Origin of the sequence: Vibrio aestuarianus (assembly GCF_012395185.1) — a bacterium.
In the GTDB taxonomy this organism is placed as follows: domain Bacteria; phylum Pseudomonadota; class Gammaproteobacteria; order Enterobacterales; family Vibrionaceae; genus Vibrio; species Vibrio aestuarianus.
Map to the genome: position 1 here is coordinate 1 of NZ_JAAZTU010000035.1, position 23450 is coordinate 23450.

General features: G+C 43.8%; 18 protein-coding genes and 1 pseudogene. 15 read left to right on the forward strand and 4 right to left on the reverse strand.

Features of this window, described 5'->3' with window-relative positions:
• The 5 genes and pseudogenes from HGG78_RS15080 to HGG78_RS15100 form a co-directional block, all read left to right on the forward strand.
• Positions 1-1607, forward strand: a 1607-nt coding sequence (locus tag HGG78_RS15080; protein WP_172533376.1) for a type VI secretion system Vgr family protein, incomplete at its 5' end; no start/stop codon positions are given.
• A complete protein-coding gene (locus tag HGG78_RS15085) occupies positions 1604-2131 on the forward strand; it encodes a DUF4123 domain-containing protein (protein WP_172533377.1) in 528 nt (175 codons plus the stop codon). The genes HGG78_RS15080 and HGG78_RS15085, both read left to right, overlap by 4 nt.
• 2 nt (positions 2132-2133) lie before the next feature.
• Positions 2134-5831, forward strand: a pseudogene (locus HGG78_RS15090) (LysM peptidoglycan-binding domain-containing protein).
• Entirely contained in the window at positions 5815-6915 is a 1101-nt protein-coding gene (locus tag HGG78_RS15095; protein WP_172533398.1) for a sel1 repeat family protein, read from the forward strand. Before HGG78_RS15090 ends, HGG78_RS15095 begins: the two are co-directional and overlap by 17 nt.
• A 128-nt stretch (positions 6916-7043) precedes the next feature.
• On the forward strand, positions 7044-7433 hold the full coding sequence (locus HGG78_RS15100; RefSeq protein ID WP_171980084.1) for an MAPEG family protein: 390 nt from the start codon (positions 7044-7046) through the stop codon (positions 7431-7433).
• A 4-nt stretch (positions 7434-7437) separates the two neighbouring features.
• Here the strand turns inward: HGG78_RS15100 and HGG78_RS15105 are convergent, their stop codons facing one another.
• The 3 genes from HGG78_RS15105 to HGG78_RS15115 form a co-directional block, all read right to left on the reverse strand.
• Positions 7438-8067: an START domain-containing protein gene (locus tag HGG78_RS15105; RefSeq protein ID WP_172533378.1), complete on the reverse strand. Its 630-nt coding sequence runs from the start codon at positions 8065-8067 to the stop codon at positions 7438-7440.
• An 18-nt stretch (positions 8068-8085) separates the two neighbouring features.
• Positions 8086-9111 carry an acyltransferase gene (locus HGG78_RS15110; protein WP_172533379.1) on the reverse strand — a complete coding sequence of 342 codons (1026 nt, stop codon included), beginning with the start codon at positions 9109-9111 and terminating at the stop codon, positions 8086-8088.
• A 125-nt stretch (positions 9112-9236) separates the two neighbouring features.
• Positions 9237-10193 (reverse strand): AEC family transporter, encoded by a 957-nt coding sequence (locus HGG78_RS15115; RefSeq protein ID WP_172533380.1) that lies wholly within the window; start codon positions 10191-10193, stop codon positions 9237-9239.
• A 190-nt stretch (positions 10194-10383) separates the two neighbouring features.
• Between HGG78_RS15115 and HGG78_RS15120 the strand changes: the two genes are divergently transcribed.
• From HGG78_RS15120 to HGG78_RS15140, 5 genes are all read left to right on the forward strand, one after another.
• Positions 10384-11928 carry a cryptochrome/photolyase family protein gene (locus tag HGG78_RS15120; protein ID WP_172533381.1) on the forward strand — a complete coding sequence of 515 codons (1545 nt, stop codon included), beginning with the start codon at positions 10384-10386 and terminating at the stop codon, positions 11926-11928.
• Positions 11928-12635 carry an SDR family oxidoreductase gene (locus tag HGG78_RS15125; RefSeq protein ID WP_172533382.1) on the forward strand — a complete coding sequence of 236 codons (708 nt, stop codon included), beginning with the start codon at positions 11928-11930 and terminating at the stop codon, positions 12633-12635. The genes HGG78_RS15120 and HGG78_RS15125 overlap by 1 nt, the downstream gene beginning before the upstream one ends.
• Positions 12636-12737: 102 nt before the next feature.
• Positions 12738-12989 (forward strand): DUF2999 family protein, encoded by a 252-nt coding sequence (locus tag HGG78_RS15130; protein WP_053311602.1) that lies wholly within the window; start codon positions 12738-12740, stop codon positions 12987-12989.
• Positions 12990-13099: 110 nt separating this feature from the next.
• Complete coding sequence (locus HGG78_RS15135) at positions 13100-13945, forward strand: alpha/beta fold hydrolase (protein WP_172533383.1); 846 nt, start codon at positions 13100-13102, stop codon at positions 13943-13945.
• Between the two features lie 207 nt (positions 13946-14152).
• The gene (locus HGG78_RS15140; protein WP_053311604.1) at positions 14153-15541 is read left to right on the forward strand and encodes an SLC13 family permease; all 1389 of its coding nucleotides are present in this window, start codon (positions 14153-14155) and stop codon (positions 15539-15541) included.
• Positions 15542-15654: 113 nt separating this feature from the next.
• Here HGG78_RS15140 and HGG78_RS15145 read toward each other — a convergent pair whose 3' ends face one another.
• On the reverse strand, positions 15655-16284 hold the full coding sequence (locus HGG78_RS15145; protein WP_172533384.1) for a DUF2057 family protein: 630 nt from the start codon (positions 16282-16284) through the stop codon (positions 15655-15657).
• 403 nt (positions 16285-16687) lie between these two features.
• On the opposite strand from HGG78_RS15145, the gene HGG78_RS15150 reads away from it, so the two are divergent.
• The 5 genes from HGG78_RS15150 (at position 16688) to HGG78_RS15170 (ending at position 23180) form a co-directional block, all read left to right on the forward strand.
• On the forward strand, positions 16688-18085 hold the full coding sequence (locus tag HGG78_RS15150) for a tryptophanase (protein ID WP_172533385.1): 1398 nt from the start codon (positions 16688-16690) through the stop codon (positions 18083-18085).
• 315 nt (positions 18086-18400) lie between these two features.
• Positions 18401-20947 carry a glycosyl hydrolase family 18 protein gene (locus tag HGG78_RS15155; RefSeq protein ID WP_172533386.1) on the forward strand — a complete coding sequence of 849 codons (2547 nt, stop codon included), beginning with the start codon at positions 18401-18403 and terminating at the stop codon, positions 20945-20947.
• 138 nt (positions 20948-21085) lie between these two features.
• The gene (locus HGG78_RS15160; protein ID WP_053311608.1) at positions 21086-21457 is read left to right on the forward strand and encodes a GntR family transcriptional regulator; all 372 of its coding nucleotides are present in this window, start codon (positions 21086-21088) and stop codon (positions 21455-21457) included.
• A complete protein-coding gene (locus HGG78_RS15165; RefSeq protein WP_172533387.1) occupies positions 21454-22323 on the forward strand; it encodes an ABC transporter ATP-binding protein in 870 nt (289 codons plus the stop codon). The genes HGG78_RS15160 and HGG78_RS15165 overlap by 4 nt, the downstream gene beginning before the upstream one ends.
• Complete coding sequence (locus HGG78_RS15170) at positions 22323-23180, forward strand: hypothetical protein (RefSeq protein WP_172533388.1); 858 nt, start codon at positions 22323-22325, stop codon at positions 23178-23180. Before HGG78_RS15165 ends, HGG78_RS15170 begins: the two co-directional genes overlap by 1 nt.
• Positions 23181-23450: the final 270 nt, after the last annotated feature.

The window sequence follows — 23450 nt, forward strand, 5'->3', positions numbered from 1 at the left end:
TGCATCGTTTGGCGGCAGAAGAAGGTTTGGTGTATAGCGTTATTCATGAAGAGGGCAAACACACCCTGTTTTTTAGTGATGACAGCCAAAGCCTGCCCAAACATGGTGAGCCGATACCTTACAATGTGTTGTCGGGCGGGGTGATGGACAGCCCTTATGTCTCCAACCTTACCCAGCGTACTCAAACCGAAGCCAGCCACAGTGAGCTGCGCGATTACAGTTTCAAAAAGCCTAGCTACTCTTTTGCCCAGCAAGCGCAAGGCATTGAGATGGAGTACCAACAAGCCACTTACGAGCATTTTGATGCGCCCGGTCGCTTTAAAGACGATGTGAACGGTAAAGCCTTTAACCAAATTCGTTTGCAGTACTTAAGACGCGAAGCGCACACCGCTACGGGTGAAAGTAACCACCCAGCGTTGCAAGCGGGCTACAAGTTTGACTTGCAAGAGCATTTAGATGAAAGCGCCAACCGAGAATGGTTAGTGGTTGAAGCGCATCATCAAGGCAAGCAGCCGCAAGCGTTGGAAGAAGAGGGCGGCAGCGGCGCAACCACTTATAACAACCAATTCACGCTCATCCCGGCCACTATCACGTGGCGCGCTACACCCAGAACCAAACCACAAACGGACGGACCGTGCATGGCGCATGTAGTGGGGCCTGATGGTGAAGAAATCTTCTGTGACGAACATGGCCGCGTCAAACTGCATTTCCCGTGGGATAGATATTCAAACGGCGATGAGCACAGCTCATGCTGGGTGCGAGTGTCACAAGGATGGGCAGGCAGCCAATACGGGATGATGGCTATCCCAAGAATTGGTCATGAAGTGATAGTATCGTTTTTAAATGGCGACCCAGACCAACCGATAGTCACAGGCCGCACCTACCATGCCAGCAACAAAGCGCCTTATACGCTGCCAGACAACAAAACCAAAACCGTGCTGCGTAGTGAAACCCACCAAGGTGAAGGGTTTAACGAGCTGAGCTTTGAAGACCAAGCGGCGCAAGAGAAAATCTACCTGCACGCGCAAAAAGACTATGAAGCACTGGTGCTCAATGACGCCACCACACACATCAAACACGATAGTCACCTGACGGTGGATAACGACCAGTTCAGCCACATCAAAAATAACCGGCACCTCACGGTCGAGGGCGAAAGCCGCGATAAAATCGCCTTGGATAAAAGCGTCGAAATTGGCGGCTCACTTCATCAAAAAATCGGTGAAAAAACGGTTTTTGATTCAGGTAGTGAAGTGCACTTAAAAGCGGGCGGTAAACTGGTATTGGATGCGGGTAATGAAATCACCATTAAAGCGGGTGGCAGCTTCGTCAAAGTTGACTCGGGTGGCGTACATTTGGTGGGTTCGGCAATCAACCTTAACTCTGGCGGCAGCGCAGGCAGCGGCTCGGGGTATGGCGGTGTTGCCGCAGCATTGCCAAATCAAATGATTGCGCCACCGTCAGCACCTAACCCACTACCGTTACAATTATCAGCAGCAACCATGTCCACATTGTCTATCGCGAATGTGCCCATAGCAAAAATGTGTCAAAAACAAAGCGATGGGGCCTGCGCTCGCGAAGATTGCCCGTGTGAAAGAGGTGAATCATGAGTCAAGTCAAGGGCGTTAATTACTGGTTAGTGGTTGATGCTATTCGTATTCCAGATGCGATGGATGTTGTTACTCGGAATATGGCTGTTCAGCAGGCGATAGTATTATTTGCGGGTTCAGATTTTGATTACTTGAATGACCAAAGCCCACTAGTCGTCAATTTGGGTAGCGATAAGGCAGTGTTAGATAAATGGTTAACGTTGCCTTATTTTGATTCAAGTTCGGTTATCTTTGAGCTTGATGCGAGCCAGGATGGTTCAGCATTTAGTGAGCATTTACAGTCATTACTTCAAGTTAAGATCGACAATAAAGCCTGTTTTTTACGGTTTTATACCAATGCCTTTTGGAATCAGACCGCATCGCAACTTAATGACATCGATATTGTAACCCTTTTGGGTTCAGCTCAAGCTATTCATTGGGTTAATCATGCACATCAACGGCAAACTCTACATCATTCACCTATTCAGCCAGAGCAAAGCCAACCATTTACTCTGACCTCTCCTATCTTTAAGCAGTGGGTATAAACATGTCCAATAATGCCTATACGATTTTAAAAAATGATAGCTTAAGCTTGCTTGCTCAGCGTTTCAATATTCCACTTGATGAGTTGATCAAACTTAACAGCGAACAAATTAAAGATCCTAATCTGATTTATGAAGGTAACGTCTTAAGACTGCCGCCAGATTTAACCAAGCCAATTGAATTTGACGGTTCGCGTATTGAATTGGTTGAGCCGCCAACGGCTTTGAACGGTGGAAATGATACGTGTCAGCCGTCCAAGCAATATGATGATATCTTGTATATTCCTGCTCACCCTAAGACAGGCAAAAAAGCGTGGTATGCACTGACTAAGCAAGCAAAAGAAAAGGTTGAGGAAGAAAGGGCATACATGGCGCAAGCCATTGTCGAGAATGATTCACAAGCCACTATGAAAAATCTCAATAAGTTGGGGTTGATCTCAAAGTTTGCCGCCAAAGTTCACGAACAGTTTATGACGTCAGTCGATGCTGAAAAATATCAGGCCCTGTTGCTTGCTAAGCTGGTGATCAAAAATGAAGCATTCAGAGTAGATGGAACCAATCCGAATGATTATTTGATCACAGTGGCTAGACAGATTGGAGTGCCGCTGGAAGAAACTCGCGAGAAGTTATCTAATCGAGAACAAGCAAAAAACACCCATTTATACTACGGAAAGTTCAGCTCTTTATATCGGCCATCACCCGAAGGCCCTTTGTTTGAAAAAAACATTAATCAACAGTTACGGATACTGGTGATTAAAAAAATTGAAGAAGAGATCGAAAGACTAGAAAAAGCGGCTGAAAAGGCGGCCAAAAATCATGTTGCAGATGACGGCAGTAAGTTTGTTTACGATAAAAAGCTCGAATATTTTACCAGTGCCCATCAAAAAACATTGGCCTTATTGATACAGCAACTGCATCTAAACCGTGATAAATCAGATCAACAATTGCTGCGCAGCAGCTATCAACACTCTCGGGCTTATTTAAAGCAGTGGCCAACACGGTTACAACAAGCTCTAGAGCAAGGGGCTCGCATGACTTCGCTCGATAGTAAAGAGCAGCAAGCATTTCTTGATAAACAAAAGCAGTTTGTAGCTGCAATGGGCCTAAAAAGCATCAACCACTATGGTTTCGTCATTAAAGAGCAATGTTTAACTATAGACCAATTAGAAGGGGAGTCAGGCGTAGCCTGCGGACCCGAAGCGTTAAAAAAAGTGAAGCACTGGCGAGAATCGGGGGATGCCTTAGACATTATCAATAACAGTCAACTGATCAACGACTTATATGTGGAAACCGCAGGGGACCAATTCGATAATGATAGTGTGGCCGTCAATCTCGATAGAATAGTTAAAGGCCCAGCAGCGTGGTCTTATTTCACAGCAAAAGCATTGATCGCGGTTGTTAATGCCACTGTAATTAAGCATAAAAAAGCACTGTCACAAGTTTTGGGTACTAGCAGCTCAACCCCTATTGATGAATTATTTAGGCGATTGCTATGGGTTAAAAAAATCGCTCTCGCTCGCTTGAATTATCTAAAATCTTTGGCTCAAAACAAGGCGGCGCAAGGCGCTGGTAGTTTAGAGTTTACGTTGGGCAATGCGGGCCAGATGCCGCCGGCACTTACTTTGTTATGGGATGAAACTACGTTTGAGCCTAAGGAAAAGCATAAGTCGGGCTTTATCAATAAAGCCGGAACCAACGACATTCAAGCGGTGGAATGCTGTTTGCTCTCGGATGGTAAAGTGTTCTACATTCGGGGTCCACACTGGTTAATGCCAGAGAGTAATGGCGATCCACTGTCTATGTTAGCGGCGGGGCACGTTCGAGTCATTACTGAAAAAATCACTTTTAATGCACCGCAATCAAACGGAAAAAACATTGTAGAAGCAGGATCTGTGGAGGACGCACTCACAGCGCTCACCAAGCCTGAAAGTAAAGTAGATTTAATGCCATTAAAAGCCAGTGCTGGGTTTGATACTGCCTTTTGGCAAGATAGTTATCATCACCAAGGCGGCATTGGGCCGCATGGTGAAACGTCCGCCTATTCTGTCGATGCTGGAGCGCAGTTGCTGCGTTTATCAACCAAGGCGGAGACCGAACTGAATACCCCTTTAAGCTCCTACCAAAATTTAAGCAAAAAACGACGGGATATCGGTAGCTCAGGGGCAATATCGGCTCAGTTCACCGCCCTACAAGGTCAGCTCAGTTTTTCATTTTGGCTCCCGCTTCTGCCTGATAATAAAATGGTGAAGGAAGATCAGGTTGAAAAAGTGAAAGGGTATGGGATTAACTTAACTTATATCGATAAATACAATCATGAACACACCTATAAAGCTGGTGATCTGCGGGTTTGTATCGCGGGTTCAGTTTATGGTCTGGCAGCGGCCTCATGCCAATTGAGTGCTAAGTTGGCAATCGGCCCGAGTGATGTGAGTGACGGTTTTGGTATTAAAGGCAGTACGGTAGGGCTATTGGATGCCAATGTTTATAATGGCTATGCCTTGCCCGGAGCAAACCTTGCGAGTGCCGAAGCGGCGGGCTATGTAGGGGAAGCTGCTGTTTCTGTTGATGCGTTTGCAGGAGTGGAAGCGGGAGGCACTTTAGGTGCAACGGTTTACTGGGCACCCCCTGAGGTAAAATTTGTTACGCAGAGTAATACACCCAAAGCTGCGAAAAATTAGGCTCGATTGATGGTAAACTGTCTGGCTCATTTGGCGCCGGTTATCATGCTGAGTTTCGTTTGCTGATCCAAGGTGGGGTTATCATCTTGGTCGCTTCAGCGGGCTTAGTGGTTGGGCCCGGTTGTAGTGGTAAAGTGGCGATCAATCTGGATGCCTACGCCGCCGATGAATTTATTGGTTGCTTACTTGGGGTATTAAAGCAAAGCCATTTTCGCCGTTTAGCGATTTTTGGCGAGGCGGATGCCAACGGGGTCAATGACACGTTCAACGAACTCAATGACCTGATGACTCTAGCGGTAGGCTTAGGTTTGAATTTGGCGCAGGTGTTACTTATGCCGGTGACTGTATTGGCTGATTATAAGCAACAGGTACTGAGTAAAGAGTATGCGCCGTTTTTAGCCAAACGTATAAACACAACAAACCAAATAGAAAAAGAAAGAATGAGAGTTTGGCTTATAAAGTTACCTCCAGAAACGCTCTGTAATATTTTAAGCAGCTTAGTTCAACATCAATCCAGAACGAAGCACGAAGCGAATCAACTTCAAGTCCAAGCCATTGTACAAATTATGCAATGGCTAGCGGCGGATAAGAGTGTTGGTGAGGAAGCCAACCAGAGACAGTGGAAAGAAACTTTAATTGCGATGGGCAAACTTCCCGCAGGCAAAAAAGACCATCAGGTGGAATGGCAAACCTATCAAGCGCAGTGGCTTAATTTGGCTAGGTTTGTGCAAGCTTATGATTTCAGCGAGCGTAAGAAAATTTCTAATGATTTTGATAGAGCGAGTGAAACACTCTGCAAAAATATGGTGTTAACTCGTTATGATGAATCGTACCAAAGCGGTTTGCTGGTCGGAATTAAAAAGCCAACCGAGTATTTTGCTTACCCGAGCGGTCTTGTGCAAAATCCGGTAGTAGGCCAAAAAGCGCAAGTGATAAAAGAAACGGGGCTTGCGCCCAATCACTACGATCTCGTACAAACGGATGAAATTATTATCAACTGGAGTATTTATGAAGCTTTATCTTAAACGACTTGTCCGTCTTGTCTTACTGCTGACCGTTATGGTCGGGCTGGTTGCTTGTAAGCCTAACCCACAAGACGATATTGCCCTATTTCAGCCATTTATTACCGAGAATGTTAATAAAAAATCAGCTGACCCTTATATTTCGAGCACCGTAAAGCCGGGAGATAAGATGTATGATTTTTTAATCAGATTGCAGCATGGCTCTGTTAATCCTGAGATATTAAGACCTTTGATTGTCCAAGGGGGTACTGATGCCATGGTGTGGTATGCCAGAATAAATTTAATAAGCATTCAGAAGAGAGGCGAAGTTATTTCATTACTACAGAAATCACTGCTTGAGGGCAACCCTTATGCTGCATTAGAACTTTCTGATAAGGGTGAAAGTTGTGCTTACTTGGGAAATATAAAGTTAGATCAGCAAGTAGCGGAGTCGCTTGGACATACATCCTCCTCCGAGGCTAATGTTTGTAATAAAAATAATATAAATCTTGCGATTGAGGGTTTTCAAAAACTTGCTGCACAAGGCGATTTACGTGCTCAATATTTTTTACTAAAACAGCAACAGTTAGATCAATCAAAAGAGACTAGGGCTCAGTATATTCAAGAGGTGATTCGCTTTTCTCAAGCACATTATTACCAACCCTTAATGGACTATGTGAATACCATTTTAATTTATTCGCCGAGTAAAAATAAGTCTGAATCCAAAACCGTAGAGCAGTACCAATTAGCCATCGATTTGTTAACGGTTGCGGCCAATAACAATTATATACCTGCCATAAATAAATTATCCTTCTTGTTAGAGGATACAGCACAGGAAGAGAGTGATAGATTAATAAATATAGCTTTAAAGCTGGGTTCTACAAGCACAGTAAAATATAAATACCATCGTTCTAATAGAGGCAGTGAGAATGAGTATTTCTATAATGCTCTCTATAAAGGTTTATCAGGAGAGTATGCTTTTGATGTTCATACTTTGAATGAAGAGGAAAAAGAAAAAATAAATGAAAAAGTTAAGTTATTTATGAATGATATAACGCCAATGGTATACATCGATGGTTTCACTAGCAGTGATGACTGGGTGGATTGATAACCGACGACAGCAGTACTTAGACTCACTTCTCTGCGCCCCATTTGGGGCGTTTTACTATTTATTTGGATTCTACCTATCAACCTCATATACACTAATCACTTATTTTCTTAACCGGATACACCGCTATGATCACTGCTCTCTATGCCATTATCCTGACGGCAATACTGATTTGGCTGGCTATTGAAGTCATCAAACAGCGCCGTGCTAACCAAGTCAAATACGCCGATGGTGGTGTGCCAGCATTGCAGTTGGCGCGTAGTGCGCAGGGTAATGCGGCTGAATATATTCCTATCACACTTATCTTAATGGCGTTATTGGAATCTAATGGTGCCAGTGTGTGGTGGATTCATGGCGTTGGTATGGCGTTCGTGATTGGTCGCATATTACATGCAAAAGCCATTTTGAGTGACCAATTAAAAGGGCGTATTGCGGGCATGAAATTAACCTTTGCTGCAATGGTTGCATTAATGGTGCTCAACCTCATTTACCTGCCGTTTGATAAAATTCTAGGTTAATCACTCATTCCTGCAGGTTAGGATGTGGTTTGCCTTGGTAAGCGGGCAATTCTCTACGCAATCCTTGAAATGTGGCAAAAGCGCTGTTGACGGAAAGCTTATTCACTAGCCAATCTGGTAATGCCCCTCCTGGGTTGGCGAAGGCGATGTAGTCAATGTGCGTCATGCCATCGGTTAGTTTCTGCAGTGTCCAGTTCGCTTTGACCTGCGTAATTCGAATATAACCGCTTTGCTCTGGCAAGTAATTTGGTGCATCGTAGATTTCTAACCTTAATGCGCCATCTTTCAGCGCATATTTTGAATATGTCACCATATCTCTGTCTTTAGCGGGCCAAGGCGCGGAAAATTGTGTGTACACAACGTTCTCGTTTGCAGACAACTGCTTAAGAACTTTGCTGTGGCTGACGTTATCTATCCACTTTGGCACACGTTCGCTATCTTCCAATAACAGCAAAAAAGCCGAATACGATGTCGGGACAAACATTTGGGTGCGGATCTCCACCAAACCATCGCTGTGATTCCGTGAGTGGAGGGTTATGCCATTATCCGTTTTTATAAACTGCCACTCTAAAGAGGGGGCAGCACTGGCGGTGATTGAAAAGAGCACGCACACCAACGACATCCATTTTGTCATTCGTTTATCCCTTTTTGGTTAACGCAGCAGTATTGAACGCAGTGGTGTTTTTTCTATTCCTATTACCAGTAATAGAGTAAAGATTACGGTGCCAGTAAACACAAACAAATCTCTCATGCCATCTTGTAGTGCTAATATTCCAGCGATATTCATCATTGAAATCGCGACAAGGAGGTGGCTGACATAGACACCTAAAATACGCTGTGAAAGTGCAAAAACCCAAGGCGAGTTGCCCCAGTTCGGTTTGGCTAATAAGAGTAAAAAACAGCCTGTTGCCCACAATGGTGTCGTAAATAGGTAGTCATTGGCATTAAAGAGTTGGTCATGGGGATGTAAGGCGTAGGCTTCGGCCAAATGCATGAGTAGGCCTAAACCAAGCATGACGCATGCTTTCGCAGCACTAAGTTGATAGGTGTGTTGACGAATCATAAAGCCGATGCTGACCAATAAGGTGCTAAAAAAAGGGCCATTACGAGTAAAAAAGGGAGCACTTAATTCAGTGACTGCTTGATAACTGCCCGCCAGTACGCCGTATATATAGAGCGCTACAGCAAGCGGGATAATCAAATTGGTTCGTTTGGTTTGTAGCAACCAAGCCAAAATCGCCACCGCGAAAATGAGTGCAGGAATAAACCATAAGTGCACCAAACCACCTTCAAGTAGGGCATCTAATGGGCTACTCAACCAATAATCCCAATAGCCAATTCGTTCAGCTAAATAGCCGTCTTGAGCAACGGTTGGCCAGTTAAATGGTACTAATAAGCAGATCACACTCCAAACAACCCATAGGCGAAATAAAGGTCGAGCATAACGCTTTAACGTGACAATCGGGCTTGCGACCAATTTCGGTTGAATTAAATAACCAGAAATTAAGAAAAAAAGAGGTACAGCAAAGCGCGTCAGTTGATTAAAGACATAGCCAAACCAAGGCTCATCCTGATAGGTAAAATAGGAAAGAAACATTTGGCAGTGCAGGGCAATGACGGCCACAATCGCAATGACTCGACCGAGTTCCAAACTCGCAATTTTTTGAGAAGAAGACATAACAGACATCAGTGAAAAATGATAAACCTAACGCTACCCGTTATCGCCATTCAAATTCCAGTAAAACTTAATATTTGTTTGAATAATCAGCATTTTATTTTTTGATTTGTGAGCGCAGGCTAGTATTAAATTAGTTGCAAGCTCGATAGCACAAAAATTCCTAACGTGCAGGTGAACAGTGAAAACACAGTTGTCAGTGCAATGATGTTGGCGGCCAATGTTGCATTACCTCCCATAGCTCTTGCCATCACATAACTGGCTGCGGCGGTGGGGGAGGCACTCATCAAAAATATTAAACCGAGTTCCAGTCCTCTAAACCCAAAAAATAGAGCACCAGAGGTGATCAGCAAAGGAGCTAACACCAGTTTGTAGCCGGTAGCAAACCAAGCAGGAGCTTTATCACTTCTCAACGAGCCAATATTTAGAGATCCACCAGTACACAGTAGTGCCAACGGTAGCGTCATGTTGGCGAAATATTGGCCAGCATCGGTCACCATTTTAGGGATTGGCAGTGAAAGAGAATAGCAAATAACACCTAGCAAAATACCGATAATCAGTGGGTTTTTGGTTAAGGTTTTTGCGATAACCCCCGCCGCTTTGATGCCAGTACTCTCACCTTGTGGAGTCAGGGCTATCACTGCTTGAATATTGTAAAGCACGGTCGTCGCGGCAACATAAATCGCCGCTAAGGCTAGGCCAGGCTCACCATAGGCATTGGCCACATAAGCAAGAGCAATAATCGCGGTATTGGCACGAAAGCCACCTTGGATGATCACCCCATGATCTTCTGAGCGATGAAAAGTTTTCTTGGTACACACCACCGTGAATAAGAAAAACAAGAAATTAGCAGATAGCCCATAGATTACCAACGTCGCGCTTGAAGCAAAGTCATGCTCAGACTTGACGATACTCAGAAATAGCATCGCAGGTAGTGTGACTTGAAAAACGATGCGTGAGGCAACATCAATGAAGTTGTCGTTAATCAACCCTGTGCGCTTAAGTATCACCCCTAGTACCAACATCAAACAGATTGGGCCTGTAATAGATGCTGAAAACAGAAGCTGTTCGATAATAGCTGCCATATCAATCCCTTGAAGTTGATCACAACCGAACCATTTTTCCACATGTCGCGAAGACTTAAAAATAGAATTTGCAGCATTTCAAGTTTTATTCAATGCTTTCAATATGATCTCTAGGCGTTGGTGGCTCGTAATAAACAGTTTATGGAATATAAATACCTGTAGTGGCAGATAAGTGCGTGGAGAAGGGTTAATGCAATTTGAAACGGTTCGCTTGATTCTTGGTGATCAACTCAACAGTGAGCATTCTTGGTTTCAGCAGGTTGACGATAAGGTCCTCTATTTGATTGCAGAACTCAAGCAAGAGAACACATATGTTACTCATCATGTGCAAAAAGTGTGTGCTTTCTTCTCGGCGATGAAACAGTTTGCGCAAGAGAAGCAAAGTGAGGGGCACCAGGTATTGCATTTAACGCTTGATGATACTCAGTCATTTGCCGACCTTGATCAAATGCTTAAGCATTACGTGACTAACGTGGGGGCGAGTAAGTTTGAGTACCAACGCCCAGATGAATACCGCTTACTGGCTCAAATGGCCAACTTGAAGATTACTGATGTAGTGATACGTTGTGTCGATAGCGAGCATTTTCTACTGCCGTTTGAGGAGATTGAGCAGCAGTTCCCGCAGGGTAAACATGTCATGATGGAGTATTTTTACCGTCGAATGCGCAAGCGCTTCGATATCTTGATGCAAGACGGCAAACCTATGGGCGGGAAGTGGAATTATGACGCCAACAACCGCAACAAGTTAAAAGCGAACGATATCGAACTACTTCCTCAACCCATGATATTTAGACGGGATGTTGGGCATATTACTGAACGGTTAAAGCGGCATAATATTCACACCATTGGGTCATTAAATGGTGAGTTGATCTGGCCAATTAATCGCTGTCAAAGTTTGTCTTTACTTGCCCACTTTTGCCAAGTTTGTTTGCCGTTGTTTGGCCGCTTCCAAGATGCAATGATCAGTCAACATCAGGCTAAATGGAGCCTTTACCATAGCCGGTTGTCTTTCTCGCTCAACACTAAATTATTGCACCCCAAAGAAGTGATCACGGCATCACTTAACGCCTTTTACTCTAACCCTGATATTGATCTCTCTCAGGTTGAAGGGTTCATTCGGCAAATTCTAGGCTGGCGTGAGTACATTCGGGGTATCTACTGGGCGAACATGCCCAATTATTCGAAGAAAAATGCGCTGGATGCGAATAGAAAACTGCCAAACTTTTTCTGGAATGGGCAAACCAAGATGGCGTGTATGCACCATTCGATTAAACAGTCGTTAGACTACGCTTACGCACATCATATCCAGCGCTTGATGGTGACCGGAAATTTCTGTTTGCTCTCGGAAATCAACCCTGATCAAGTCGATGAGTGGTATCTCGGCATTTATGTCGATGCAATAGAGTGGGTAGAAATGCCCAATACTCGAGGGATGGCACTGTTTGCCGATGGAGGAATTGTTGGCACCAAACCTTATGCGGCAAGTGGGTCTTATATCAACAAAATGAGTGATTACTGCAAAGGTTGCCACTATGACCATAAAGTCCGTAGCGGAAAGGGTTCATGCCCGTTTAACAGCCTCTACTGGCGGTTTATGGATAAGCATCAAACACGCCTTGCGAGCAATCCTCGTATCGGGATGATCTTTCGTTCATGGGACAATATGGAACATGAGCAACGTACAGCGATTTTGGATACGGCGGAATATTACATCGCGAATTTGGAGAATTTGTAATGGAAATTGTGATCGTAGGTGGCAATGGTGGTATTGGTTTAGCGATGGTACAAGAGGCTGTGGCTCGGTTTCCAGATACGCAGATCCAAGCCACATATCGTCGCACTCAACCTGATTGGCACCATCAGCGAGTAACTTGGCATCAACTTGATACTAGTGTTGAAAATGAAGTAGAAGCGCTGAGTAAGGCACTGAATGATGTTGACTGGGTCATTAACTGCGTGGGCATGTTGCATACTCAAGAAAAAGGACCAGAGAAAAGTCTTAATGCATTAGATGGTGATTTCTTTCAACAAACCATGGCTGTGAATACGCTTCCTACTATGCTGCTCGCTAAGCACTTCACTGCGACTCTTAAACGTAGTGCTGCGCCGAAATTTGCGACCATCTCTGCCAAAGTCGGCAGCATCTCAGACAACCAACTGGGTGGTTGGTACAGCTATCGCGTTTCAAAAGCCGCGTTAAACATGTTTCTAAAAACCATGTCGATTGAATGGCAACGCATGGTTAAACATGGTGTGGTGCTGGCACTTCATCCTGGTACAACGGATACCGCTTTATCCGCGCCATTTCAGGCCAATGTTCTTACGGGGAAGTTATTTACGCCGCAACGTGTCGCCCATGATTTGATTGGCCTAATAGAGAAAGCCAGCGTGCAAGATAGTGGCTCATTTTGGGCGTACGATGGAAAGTCGTTGCCATGGTAGTACTTACACGCTGAAAGCGTTGATGTGAGTTCTTAGTACAACTGAGTAGAGCCAAATGTTAGACTGACCTTCTATTTCATTTAGTAGTTAAAAGGTAGTGCTATGAACCCGATTCTTGCGATGTTGAAAGAGAACAATATCAGCGACGAGCAGATCAACGAGCTTTTCCAAACATTGACCCAAAATCCGTTTGCTGCGATGGCGACCATCAGCCAACTGGGTTTACCTCAAGATAAACTTCAACTGTTGATGGGGCAGGTGATGCAAAACCCAGCTTTGATTAAAGAAGCGGTACAAGAGTTAGGGTTGGACTTCTCAAAAGTCGAAGAAGCTAAAGAGCGACTTCAAAAGTAAGTCTACCGACAATGCAATCGTAAGAGGTCGTCAACCGGATATGTTTTGACGACCTTTTTTGGCCTTAAAATATTAGGAGCGTTTGATTTTAAGGCGCAAGGAGAAAGATAGTGAGTGAGAAAATCTACTTTAATACCTCAAGCAAATTTAGCTTGAAGCGCACGTTGGTCAATGTAACTACCCGTCTTCATCATACGGTTGCACCAGCCCATGCTAAAAAAGTAGCACGACGTTTGTTGCTTACACCTGCAAGGACTCAACCGAAAAACCAAGAGCCGCAAGGACTGGTAAAAAGTAGTGTGTTGTCACACGAAGGAACGCTCAAGACTTATCAATTGGGCACTGGACCAGTTTGGGTATTGGCCCATGGTTGGTCTGGGACAGCGAGTCAGTTTTACCCATTAATGGAACATATTGCTTCGCGAGGTTTCACGGCTTTGGCGTATGATCACCCCGCTCATGGAGAAAGTGATGGAATACATGGGCATATTCCTGCCTTCGTTGGCGGGTTAGAAACGATATTAGATAGTGTTGATAATGTAGTGGGTGTGGTCGGCCACAGTATGGGGACCGCAGCGGCTTTGGAATGTCGTCACAATAAAATTGCTCATACGCCAATGCTATTGATCGCACCAGTGCTCGATTATCTTGATAACTTGTTTGGTAGTGTGGCGAGATCAGGCTATTCCATGACATTGTTTGAAGCCGTTGTTACTGAAGTTGAACAGCAATATCGTTATCCGATTCAGTCGATAGACCCCTATCAAAAATTGGCTCTGCGTGACTCCCAAACCATGATTGTTCACGACGAGCGTGATAAGTTCACCAAGTACTCCGTTTCCAAAAAAGCAGCACAAGAAATCGCGAATGTGTCATTGATCACGACTCAAAACCAAGGGCATGGACGTGTGATGAAATGCCAAGAAGTGATGTTAGCTTTCGATCGCTTAATATAAGTCTTGTAAAAAATTGTTCGTTTTAAATACAATTCACGGCAACGACCCATGTTTGATTGTTGGTTAAATGTTTTCTATTTATTTCAATATGTTAAATTGTTAACCGCACCTTTGATGTGGTTAACAATTTTGCAATGATTATTTATCTCCTTGTTTGAATCTATGTGATGATATTTATGCCAGTAGGCCCTCATAAGGAAAATAATAATGAATAGAAACGATAGTGTCCCTTTACCCTCCAATACCCGAGAATGGTTTTTTAACCGCAACAGCCTCATTATCCTAGCGGATATGGTGTTGTTCTTTTTGATGTACAACCACTTACCAGTGGAACCTGATATTGCTTTGGGTATCAGTATGTTAACCTTTATTGCCGTGCTCTGGCTAACGGAAGCATTACACGTAACTGTGACAGCGATATTGGTACCAATCATGGCGGTCGTGTTTGGGGTTTTTAATACTCAAACAGCACTGAACAATTTTGCGAACTCAATTATTTTTCTATTTTTAGGGGGGTTTGCGTTAGCTGCGGCTATGCATCGCCAAGGTTTAGATAAGGTCATTGCCGATAAGGTATTGATTATGGCTCGTGGCCGAATGAGTGTTGCTGTCTTTATGCTATTTGGTGTGACAGCGGGCCTATCTATGTGGATCAGTAATACCGCTACGGCTGCAATGATGTTGCCATTAGTGCTAGGTGTACTGAGTAAAGTTGACCAAGATCGCGGCCACTCGACCTATGTTTTTGTGCTGCTAGGTATTGCTTATAGTGCCAGTATCGGTGGTATTGCAACAGTGGTCGGCAGTCCACCGAATGCGATTGCTGCGGCTGAAGTGGGTTTATCGTTTACAGATTGGATGAAATTTGGAGCGCCAACGGCAGCCATCATGTTACCGGTTGCGATAGCTATTCTCTATTTTGCGTTGAAGCCCGATTTGAACGGCGAATTTGAGTTAAATCGAACTCCGGTTGAATGGGATAAAGGCAAAGTGGTTACGCTAAGCATTTTTGCTTTAACGGTGTTTTGTTGGATTTTTAGTAAGCCATTGAATGCAATGCTAGGTGGGTTTGCTAAATTCGATACGATTGTTGCCTTAGGGGCGATTGTTTTGGTCAACTTTGCTCGCGTTGTGCATTGGAAAGATGTTGAAAAGACCGCTGACTGGGGCGTATTGCTATTATTTGGTGGTGGTATTTGTTTAAGTAATGTCTTAAAGCAAACTGGCACCAGTGTTTTCTTAGCGAACGAATTGAGTGCGTTGATTTCTCATTTTGGTCTGTTTTTCATTGTGCTAGTTATCGCTGTTTTCGTGGTATTTTTGACAGAATTTGCCAGTAATACCGCCAGTGCTGCATTATTAATTCCAGTATTTGCAAGTGTAGCGGAAGCCTTTGGTATATCGCCTGTTATCTTATCTGTATTGATTGCGGTTGCTGCCTCTTGCGCCTTCATGTTGCCAGTTGCGACACCACCGAATGCGATTGTATTTGCATCAGGGCATATCAAACAGAGTGAAATGATGCGAGTGGGAATGCTGCTCAATATCGCCTGTATCGGTTTACTGACCGTCATTGCGATGTTGTTCTGGGCATAACTAAAAGATGAAGCGGAGCGTAAAGCTCCGCTTTGTTTATCAAACGTTTGTTTTGTTGTGCGCAGAATGATTGTGGTGTCATGAGCTCCTAGCAGGAGCTCATATTGAAACGATTATTGGTTTACGTAAGCTTTAAAGCGCGCTTTGGTTTGCTCGTCCGCTTTGTTATACCAAAAATGCAGCATTTCTTCTGCCGCGTTTTGTGCATTTTTAGACTGCGTAATCTCGTTTTGTAGCATCGTAACATTGGTGATACCGACGGCAGCAATACCGCCAGTTCGGTTGTAGTCATCAGCTTCACGGAAATAATCACGGTTAAACTGGAATCCATCCTTCAGCAGACGATCTTGTTTGATCTCAACCGCTTGACCATTTTTATCAACTAGCGACCACTGCATTGATTGAATGCCTTTTTGCGCTCGGTTGGCATCACGGTATTGAGGCATATCAAAACTTAATTGTGCATCTTTTGCTGTGAACTTCGCGATCACGACGTCGCTTTCGACGATGATTCGGTCATTACCCTGAGAAAAATAAGGTTCGTACTGAAATACGATTTGTTGTTCACCATCAGCAAGTTCAACGCTTTTGGTCGAGGAAAAGATACTACCAGCGGTATCAGGTTTCTTACCATTCACAACTAGCAGATTAATCGTATCGGGGATTTCAAGAGTAACAGTTGCCAGTGCTGAAGCACTAAACAGTATGGCTAAAGCACATGATAGAGGTTTTATTACGTTCATTATTTTTATCCTTGCAAGCGATATCATAAGAGGTTGCCGCTACTTAGTTTGAAAAGCAAGTCTCATGTGAAATAAGCCATTAAGTTTCTTCAAATTGTTACGTCTTTGCGTCAAGTGTGAGTCAAACAATAGAAGAGATCGAAAGAATTGGGTGCATATTCACATTCTAATAACTAACAATTGTCTATATTGGTTGCACCTGTAACCACCATGAGATAACGCTATGCGACAAATCCACTTGTTCGACAGCACGTTAGTGTTGTCACCGTGGTATAACCTCGATTACGGCTTATCGCTACTCAGCAAGCTTGATCACCTCGCCTAATTTCTAGCCAATTAACTCCCATTTCAAACTGATATGCCGCTAATGCGGTTAAATTTGATCATCTAAAGGAAATTAAGCATGAAACGTATTCCAGAACCTTTTCGTATAAAAATGGTTGAGCCTATCAAAATGACTACTTTGGCAGACCGTGAAAAAGCTTTAGAACTTGCTGGTTATAATCCATTTTTACTGCGTAGCGACGATGTGTATATCGACCTTCTGACCGACTCCGGAACTGGAGCCATGAGTGACAATCAATGGGCTGGACTCATGTTAGGAGATGAATCTTATGCAGGTAGCCGTAACTACTATAATTTGTGCGCTGCGGTAGAGCATTTCTTCGGCTATAAACTGACGGTGCCTGCTCACCAAGGACGCGGAGCAGAACAGATTTTGTTCCCAGCCTTGATTGAGCGAATGAAGCAGGTGCGCGGAGGCACAACCCCGGTATTTATCTCCAACTATCACTTTGATACCACAGCTGGTCACATTGAAATGAATGGTGGTAAAGCGGTCAATGTTGTCACTCATGAAGCTTTTGATACCACCACACCTTATGACTGGAAAGGTAATTTCGACCTTGATAAATTGCAAACTACGATTGAACAGTATGGCAGCGAAAATATTTGCGCCATTATTACCACCATCACGTGTAATAGCTCCGGTGGTCAGCCGGTTTCTATGGCTAATATGCGCTCGGTATACGAACTAGCCACTAAATACGATATTCCTGTGGTCATCGATTCTGCTCGTTATTGTGAAAATGCTTATTTCATCAAGCAACGTGAAGTGGGTTATCAAGATAAAACCATGTTGGAGATCATTCGTGAAATGTACCAATACGGTGATATGTTGACGATGTCAGCGAAGAAAGATCCAATGGTGAATATTGGTGGTTTGTGCTGTATTCGTGATCATGAAGAGTTGTTCCAAGCAGTGAGAACACGTTGTGTGCCAATGGAGGGATTTGTGACCTACGGTGGCATGGCGGGTCGTGATATGGAAGCATTAGCACGTGGTTTATATGAAGCCGCAGATGAAGACTTTTTGCATTATCGCATTGGTCAAGTTGCTTATTTGGGGGAGCGATTGAAAGAAGCCGGAATTCCAATCCAATACCCTACTGGCGGACATGCAGTGTTTGTCGATGCGGCAAAAATACTGCCTCACATTCCGCCTGAGCAATTCCCAGCCCAAGTATTGTGCAATGAATTGTATTTAGAAGCGGGGATTCGAGCTGTTGAAATTGGCTCCTTACTGCTGGGGAGAGATCCTGCAACCGGAGAGCAAAAAGCCGCCGAGCTCGAATTGATGCGTTTAACGATCCCGCGGCGTGTTTATACCAACGATCATATGGACTATGTTGCTGATGCATTGATTGAAGTTAAGCGGCGAGCTGAACAATTCAAAGGATTAACCTTCGAATATGAACCACCAGTGCTAAGACATTTTACCGCTCGTTTTAAACCGTTATAAAGCAATCTCTTGAGCCCTCAATGCGAGGGCTTTTTTGTGGTCAATTGATGATATTTCACTGCGCAATTAGACTTTGTTAGCGCAAAAAATTAAATTCATCTACCTTGCTATGTCAAAATTCTAATTTCCTGACTCAGAATTGCTTTTAAGATGTAACACGATGAATCCTTCCTACAAATTTCTCATCATCACTCGTAAAGTGTTTTTATTCTTTTGTTAAAAAAAATAAGTCTCGTGAATACTGATGCTGATGTTCTTCAATGTCTTAGCTGAAGATCAGGTAAGTGAAACATTCAAGGAATGAGAGAAATAGATATGAATCGTATTACTTTGTGCTCTGCAAGTATTGCTCTGGCTCTGTCAGGAGCCGCAATAGCAGCACCAGCGACCCCTAGCGTTGACGTTTATGGGTCGAACAATCTACAGTTTTCTAAAATTGAATTGGCTATGGAAACCACGGCCGGTTACAACCAAATGGTCAAATATCATGACCAAGCGACCATTACGGTTAAGTTTAACCAATGGAGCGGTACCACTGGCGACACTTATAAAATTTATTTTGATGGGTTGGAAGTAGCTACTGGGCCGATTTCCGGCAGTCAAACCACCGCAAGTTTTGACTATGCACACGGTGGTTTGTATCAAATGGAAATAGAAGCGTGTGATGCTACTGGTTGTAGTAAAAGTTCGCCAGTTGAGATTACCATTGCCGATACTGATGGCTCGCATCTGAAGCCACTTGCGATGAATGTGGATTCAAACAATAAAACATACAATACCGATAAAAATACCGTAGTCGGCACGTATTTTGTTGAGTGGGGTATTTATGGTCGAGAATTCACGGTCGACAATATTCCTGCTGATAATTTGACCCACATTCTTTACGGGTTTATTCCTATTTGTGGTCCGAACGAATCGGTTAAATCTGTGGGTGGTAATAGTTACAATGCACTGATGACAGCCTGTAATGGCGTAAACGATTATGAAGTGGTTATTCATGATCCTTGGGCAGCATTTCAAAAGAGTTTTCCACAAGCAGGGCATCAATATAGTTCTCCGATCAAAGGAAACTACGCGATGTTGATGGCGCTTAAGCAGCGCAATCCTGATCTTAAAATTATCCCTTCGATTGGTGGTTGGACATTGTCTGATCCTTTCTTTGATTTTACCTCCAAAACGAACCGTGACACCTTTGTTGCATCGGTGAAGAAATTCCTTACAACATGGAAATTTTACGATGGAGTTGATATCGACTGGGAATTTCCTGGTGGTGGTGGTCAAGCATCGAACCTAGGCGATCCGGTCAATGATGGTCCTGCTTACATTGCGCTAATGCGGGAATTGCGCGCGATGTTAGATGAACTACAAGCAGAAACAGGGCGCAGCTATGAGTTGACGTCAGCGATTGGTGTCGGTCACGATAAAATTGAAGATGTAAATTACGGTGAAGCTATCCAGTACATGGATTATATCTTCGCTATGACTTATGACTTCTATGGAGGTTGGAATAATGTCCTTGGCCATCAAACTGCTTTGTACTGTGGTTCGTTTATGCGCCCTGGTCAATGTGATGGGACGGGTACTGATGAAGCTGGTAAAGCTTACCCTGGCCCTGCTTATACTTCAGATAACGGCATTCAGTTACTTTTAGCGCAAGGTGTCCCTGCGAATAAACTCGTACTAGGAGCGGCGATGTATGGTCGCGGTTGGGAAGGAGTAACTCAAGCTTCAATGAGTGACCCGACAGACCCCATGACAGGTGTGGCTAACGGCAAGTTGAAAGGCTCGACGGCTCAAGGCGTGTGGGAAGATGGGGTGATTGACTACAAAGGGATTAAGTCATTCATGTTAGGGCCAAATAACACTGGTATTAATGGTTTTGAGTATGGTTATGATGAGCAAGCCGAAGCGCCTTGGGTTTGGAACCGCACCACTGGTCAGTTAATTACCTTTGATGATGATCGCTCAGTAAAAGCGAAAGGGGCTTATGTTCGAAGTTTAGGTTTAGCTGGTCTTTTCTCTTGGGAAATCGATGCTGATAATGGTGATATTCTCAACGCAATGCATGAAGGTTTAGCAGGAGGAAGTACAACGCCGCCAGCTAATCGCGTACCAACGGCTAATGCTGGTGTTGATCAAACCGTGATTGGGCCAGTCTCTGTGACACTGGATGGTCGAGCATCAAAAGACAGTGACGGTACGATTGCCAGTTATGTTTGGCAACAAACAGCGGGGTCAGCCGTTACGCTCACTAATGCTAATAGCGCTCAAGCTAGCTTTGAAGCTGCGAGCGCAACTCAAGCGCAAACTTTCATCTTTAAGCTAACCGTCACCGATGATAAAGGCGCAGAGGCCTCTGACTTGGTGAGCATTACGGTCAACCCGAAAATTACAGAACCTGTAAATACAGCGCCTGTTGCTGTCGTGACAGCACCGAATAGCGTCAATGCTGGTGATGTTGTGATGGTTGATGCCGGTGCCTCAAGTGATGCCGAGCAAGACCCACTGAGCTTTGCATGGAAGATCCCTACGGGGTTGAATGTGACAGTCCAAGGTTCAATTGTTTCTTTTGTGGCTGCTGAGTATACGCAAGACACCACACTGAACTTCACGGTCACTGTCAGCGATGGCCAAGCAAGCTCCTCAGCCAGCACTTCAGTTGTAGTGATAAAGAAAGCCTCTGGTGGAGAAACGTGTGACAACCTATGGGATAAAGGCTCGGTTTATACTGGTGGCAATCAAGTTTCTTGGGCTGGTAAGGTGTGGGAAGCTAAGTGGTGGACAACGGGTGAAGACCCGACAACAACCGGAGCTTGGGGGGTATGGAAGGAAGTCGGTTTAGCCAACTGCTCCACAAACTAACGCCTTATTTTCTATTTAATTTGAGCCTCACCACTGTGTGAGGCTCTTTTGTTTATCCCTTTCCTTAATAATTACTTGCAATCCATCTATTTTGATATAGTGTTATACCTATGTATAACACTATATTGGTGTGGAATTGTGACAGATTGGCAAGATAACCAACCTATCTTCCGTCAGTTAGCCGACAAAATTACCGAGCAAATTTTGCAAGGTATTTGGCCGGAAGAGCACGCGCTTCCCTCGGTAAGAAGTGTCTCGGCAGATATGAAGATTAATCACCTTACGGTGATGAAAGGCTACCAACTATTGGTTGATGAAGGCATTGTTGAAAAGCGTCGAGGTCAAGGTATGTATGTGACGAAAGGAGCATTAGCGCAACTACAAACCAAGCAAAAGCAGCGTTTTTTACAACAGCAAATCCCAGAAATAGCAAGCACGCTAAAACTGCTTGAAATGCCGCTGGAAGACTTTATCAGCCAATTAAAACAATATATTGAAGGTGATCAATGAGCCCGTTAGTCGAAATCAAAAACCTATCAAAGCAATATGCGAAGCAGGGTGATACCCGCAATAAAGCGCTGCATGACGTCAGCCTTGAACTCCAAGCTGGACAAATTGTGGGTTTGCTTGGGCACAATGGTGCGGGTAAATCTACCTTAATCAAATCGCTGCTTGGGGCGCATCATTATCAAGGTGATATTCGTATTCAAGGTCTAAACCCGATAGCGGATCGCGCCAAGGTGATGGCACATCTTTCTTATATTTCTGATGTCAACGTATTGCCTGATTGGATGACGGTTAAGCAGATCCTTCGGTATACCTCAGGTGTTCACCCGAGTTTTTCATTAGAAAAAGCAATGCAAGTATTGGCACAAACTAACATCCGTCTATCCAGTAAAATTCGTACCTTATCTAAGGGTATGAAAGTGCAGTTACATTTAGCCATTGTGATTGCCACTGATACTAAGGTATTGATTTTAGATGAACCGACGCTTGGACTCGATCTGATTTATAGAGATACTTTTTATCGCCATTTGCTTGAGTGGTTCCATGATGGTGAGCGAGCTTTGATTATCGCCAGTCATGAAGTCTCTGAAATTGAACATTTACTGACCGATGTGCTAATTCTGAAGCAAGGAAAAGTGGTTCTGCAAGATTCAATGGAGAGTATCAGCGAAGGGTATTTTATCCTAGAGGCCAATCAGTCACACAGTGATGCTATTCGATCGCTTCAGCCGTTGGCATCTGAGGTCAGTTTAGGTACGACGAAGTGGTTACTTTCCTCTGAATATCGTGGAGCAGTTGAAGGGTTTGGTGCCATTTACACTGTAAAACTTGCCGATCTATTTCTTGCTTTACAGAAGGAGAACGCATAATGCACGCCAGTATTTATATGCTTGAAAAAGAGCTCATCGAGAATAAAACGGTTACGCGTATTCCTTTATTCCTATTAGTGTGTGGGACGCTGTTGTTTGTTAGTTTATTGATGAACAATACACTACAACATAACCTGTTTTTTGAAATGGAATTTGGTGGAGATGTCAGTGACATACATTTAGAGTTCGCCGATGATCTCAATATGTTCATCACCGCGAGCGTGGGCTTCATTTCATTGATACTAAGTTCATTGTACTTCCCCAAAACATTTCGTAAAGAGCGCAAAGAAGGTAGTTCGATGTTTTGGCGTAGCATGCCAGTGAGCAACACAATGACTCATGTGGTCAAAATCGGCTTCGGTCTATTTTTGATCCCTGTTGTCTGTTCTGTGCTGGTGGTGTCTGCTGATATCATGTTGTGGCTGCTAAACTTTGCAACCGATGACCGTCTTGCCGTGCTGCTTGAACAACGCTCATTATGGTATGCGTTTCAGCATTGGTTTAGCTATGTTGGCATTATGTGGGTTATTGGGGGGTGCATGATCCCGCTAGCTTGTTTTACATTATTGATTTCACAACTCTTCAATTCACCGCTATTGGTGATATTTGTTGGGGGTTATGCACTAAAATGGCTATCTATAGGGGCGTTCAATACGGACATGGTCGGTGATTTTTACCATGCAATTCTGAATTTACCACTGCAACTGCTGACATCATCTAACATCAGCGTGATACTCGAACAAGTTGGGTTGGGGAACTTAGCGGTTTATTTCGGAATTGGTTTAGTTAGTTACTGGGCCAGTCACAAGCTCTACAGTACGGATGAGTTATCAGTGACGTCGTTATGGGCTAGATAAAACCAACTGATATCGATTATGTATAGTTTTATGTAAAGGAGCATTTGTGGCTCCTTTCTTTTTATTTACTAACCTCACAAAATTCATTTTATTTGCACTTTAACACTCAACAAATCTGCTTATCTGCCGTTACCTATTCTAAGCTGTGTATGACATTGTATTTAATTTTTTAGCCTAAATGATGAATATCTAGAGTACGTCAAATTTATTTTGAGGCTAAAAATTATAATGCTCAATAGGTTGAGAGAGCTTCTGTCGGCCACACTAAAA

Bases quoted from the DNA above. Each gene is read 5' to 3' on its own strand.
- HGG78_RS15095 (WP_172533398.1), top strand. From the start codon at position 5,815: ATGAAGCTTTATCTTAAACGACTTGTCCGTCTTGTCTTACTGCTGACC.
- HGG78_RS15165 (WP_172533387.1), top strand. From the start codon at position 21,454: ATGAGCCCGTTAGTCGAAATCAAAAACCTATCAAAGCAATATGCGAAG.
- HGG78_RS15120 (WP_172533381.1), top strand. From the start codon at position 10,384: ATGCAATTTGAAACGGTTCGCTTGATTCTTGGTGATCAACTCAACAGT.
- HGG78_RS15125 (WP_172533382.1), top strand. From the start codon at position 11,928: ATGGAAATTGTGATCGTAGGTGGCAATGGTGGTATTGGTTTAGCGATG.
- HGG78_RS15170 (WP_172533388.1), top strand. From the start codon at position 22,323: ATGCACGCCAGTATTTATATGCTTGAAAAAGAGCTCATCGAGAATAAA.
- HGG78_RS15140 (WP_053311604.1), top strand. From the start codon at position 14,153: ATGAATAGAAACGATAGTGTCCCTTTACCCTCCAATACCCGAGAATGG.
- HGG78_RS15150 (WP_172533385.1), top strand. From the start codon at position 16,688: ATGAAACGTATTCCAGAACCTTTTCGTATAAAAATGGTTGAGCCTATC.
- HGG78_RS15130 (WP_053311602.1), top strand. From the start codon at position 12,738: ATGAACCCGATTCTTGCGATGTTGAAAGAGAACAATATCAGCGACGAG.
- HGG78_RS15110 (WP_172533379.1), bottom strand. From the start codon at position 9,111: ATGTCTTCTTCTCAAAAAATTGCGAGTTTGGAACTCGGTCGAGTCATT.
- HGG78_RS15105 (WP_172533378.1), bottom strand. From the start codon at position 8,067: ATGACAAAATGGATGTCGTTGGTGTGCGTGCTCTTTTCAATCACCGCC.
- HGG78_RS15155 (WP_172533386.1), top strand. From the start codon at position 18,401: ATGAATCGTATTACTTTGTGCTCTGCAAGTATTGCTCTGGCTCTGTCA.
- HGG78_RS15115 (WP_172533380.1), bottom strand. From the start codon at position 10,193: ATGGCAGCTATTATCGAACAGCTTCTGTTTTCAGCATCTATTACAGGC.
- HGG78_RS15100 (WP_171980084.1), top strand. From the start codon at position 7,044: ATGATCACTGCTCTCTATGCCATTATCCTGACGGCAATACTGATTTGG.
- HGG78_RS15085 (WP_172533377.1), top strand. From the start codon at position 1,604: ATGAGTCAAGTCAAGGGCGTTAATTACTGGTTAGTGGTTGATGCTATT.
- HGG78_RS15145 (WP_172533384.1), bottom strand. From the start codon at position 16,284: ATGAACGTAATAAAACCTCTATCATGTGCTTTAGCCATACTGTTTAGT.